Raw genomic sequence first — 2037 nt, 5'->3', positions numbered from 1 at the left:
GTCCAGCTGACCTCCGGAAAGAAGATGTTCCAGCTGCGCTGCTGGAAATTGTCGGCCATCATTGCCGTGCTTACCTCGCGCCAGCTGAAGGCATCGACGAGTGGCAAGGTGATGTTGTGGAACCTGAACACGACCGCAATGAACAGGATGCCCAGCAATATCGCCATGTTGGGGCTCAGGGTGCTGCTAGCAGCCATCTCCCGGTCGCTTGACTGCAGGTATTGCTGACCTTCGGCCTGATTCAACTCCGGGTCGTCCGTCATTTGAAACCGCGTCCTCCCTAACGTCTGCGGATGTTGCTTTTGAGCGCGATTGTCGGAGGTGGAGGAATATACGACGCAATTCTTAATTTTGACGATTGCGGCTGCGTGTGTCTCGAATAGTTGTTGTTTATCCGCTTGGCGAAGGTTGACATCACCGTTCTCGCGACTGTTAAATAGTTTCCTAGGCTGTCAGAGCGCTGATAGTGCTACCTTGGGCCAAACAGGCATGCGCACGCCAATTGTACCGACAGATCTGACCAGATTGCCGCCGCTTTGCGTCGACCGTCGGCAACACAGACCCCGTCGGTTCGCAAGTTGCACGCAGCTTATGTTTCTCCTGGCTCTCTGCGGCCAGACGGCGCTTTCGGGAACAGCGCACGCGGCTGCCGCCAAAGACAGCGGACCGGCGCAAGCGGTTGTCGCCACCGTTCCGACTGCCTACGAGCTGTCGCTTCTTTACGCCGATCGCACATGGGTGTGGAAAAACGGAGCAGCCTATTTCGCACAGGGCAATCGACGCCTCGAGGCCTGGACGTCCGGGCCGGACACGGCATCTTTCGCGGCGGGCAGATGGCTGGTCACCAGCAACGGTAAGATGTGCATGGAACTCGCCTGGCGGTCGAAGGGCTACACCGGCAAGCAAAAACGCACCTGCTACAGCCACCGGATTCAGGGCGGGAACATCGAGAAACGCGAGGATCCGGATGGGGAATGGTACAGTTTCAAGCGATCTCCCGAGGATGCTTCCGACGAATACCGGAAATTCGAAGTCGGTAACCCGAAGGGCGCGCAGTTCGAAGAGACCCGCAAGCTGGTCGATTCCAAAAATTAGGTACGCAGCCGACCCATCCTGACGAGTTGAACAAAATCACTCAATCCCGCTTTCGAGAGCGGACTGCAATTGCAAGGCACCTGTCAGGGATCTGGCGAATCGCTTATGGTAAGACATCAAGCAGTTCGGCTGGAGCCGTAGGCGCGCGGATCGCTGGTTGATGGCATCCAACTTTATCTGACAGAACGACGAGACGATGGGCCCTACCATACGGTTTTGATGAAATTTAATAATTAGTGATGTCTAATATTTACGAGTGATGTGCGAGTGGTCACTCATGCGGCGTGAGAGCGGCGAAGCATAGTATGTCGCGATGCGCCCTTGGCTTATACTTGATAGCAAGGGACACATGATGAACAATTCAGCGATGGGTGCAGTCAACCCAAGCAAAAATATCGTATCTATTAGAAATATCGTGGTTATCGTTGCGGCCGCGGCGATGATCTCTGTGGTTGCAGGGTGTCAGAGTATGGATGCGACCGAAACCAATTCGGTCCTCGTCAAGCCTGTGGTCCACGCCATCCGCAGCCAGCCCGTGCAGGCCGGATTTCTCGTGCGCTCGCTCCGGGCCGACCTTCCGATCCAGATGACAAGCACAACAGGAACCGAAAGTGCCTACGCCTTTGCACCACCGCAACGGATCAGAGCCAGCACGCCGGCGCCGGTGAAAATCTCGTTCAATCCTGGCGATGGCGGCACGTTCTCGGGCGGCTCGCCTTATATCTGCAGCCCTAGCGGGTTTGGCCAGCGCGCGAGCTGTCGCCCCCGCTATCTCTGACCCGTCGAGCGGCGACCGACGTTGCCGCCCTGGCTGGCGGCAGTTTCATTGGCCTGGTCTTCAGTCCGAAAAAAGGAGCGGCCGTCCTGACAATCGTGTCGATGTCTGAAAGTTCCGGCACAAAGCCAAGATGTTCGCGTGCGCTTCCCGGATCGGCGTAGAGC

The 2037-nt window shown here is 56.9% G+C and carries 2 protein-coding genes and 2 pseudogenes; 2 read left to right on the top strand and 2 right to left on the bottom strand.

The features are described from left to right. Nucleotides 1-263: pseudogene (locus tag EN939_RS31775) on the bottom strand (glycosyl transferase); the annotation flags it as partial. A 328-nt stretch (nucleotides 264-591) separates the two neighbouring features. On the opposite strand from EN939_RS31775, the gene EN939_RS31770 reads away from it, so the two are divergent. Both EN939_RS31770 and EN939_RS31765 read left to right on the top strand, forming a co-directional pair. Next, entirely contained in the window at nucleotides 592-1095 is a 504-nt protein-coding gene (locus EN939_RS31770) for a DUF995 domain-containing protein (RefSeq protein WP_127270645.1), read from the top strand. A 352-nt stretch (nucleotides 1096-1447) separates the two neighbouring features. Then, nucleotides 1448-1873 carry a hypothetical protein gene (locus tag EN939_RS31765; protein WP_306250209.1) on the top strand — a complete coding sequence of 142 codons (426 nt, stop codon included), beginning with the start codon at nucleotides 1448-1450 and terminating at the stop codon, nucleotides 1871-1873. On the opposite strand, the pseudogene EN939_RS39480 reads toward EN939_RS31765, so the two are convergent. Continuing rightward, nucleotides 1827-2037 (bottom strand): annotated as a pseudogene (locus tag EN939_RS39480) (UDP-glucose 4-epimerase GalE); the annotation flags it as partial. The gene EN939_RS31765 and the pseudogene EN939_RS39480 overlap by 47 nt on opposite strands.

The organism is Mesorhizobium sp. M7A.F.Ca.CA.002.05.1.1 (assembly GCF_003998335.1).
Lineage (GTDB): Bacteria > Pseudomonadota > Alphaproteobacteria > Rhizobiales > Rhizobiaceae > Mesorhizobium.
The sequence above is the reverse complement of the archived record's forward strand: the minus strand, read 5'-3'. Positions and strand labels throughout refer to the sequence as shown.

Coding starts and splice junctions, on each gene's coding strand:
- EN939_RS31770 (WP_127270645.1), top strand. CDS start 592: ATGTTTCTCCTGGCTCTCTGCGGCCAGACGGCGCTTTCGGGAACAGCG.
- EN939_RS31765 (WP_306250209.1), top strand. CDS start 1,448: ATGAACAATTCAGCGATGGGTGCAGTCAACCCAAGCAAAAATATCGTA.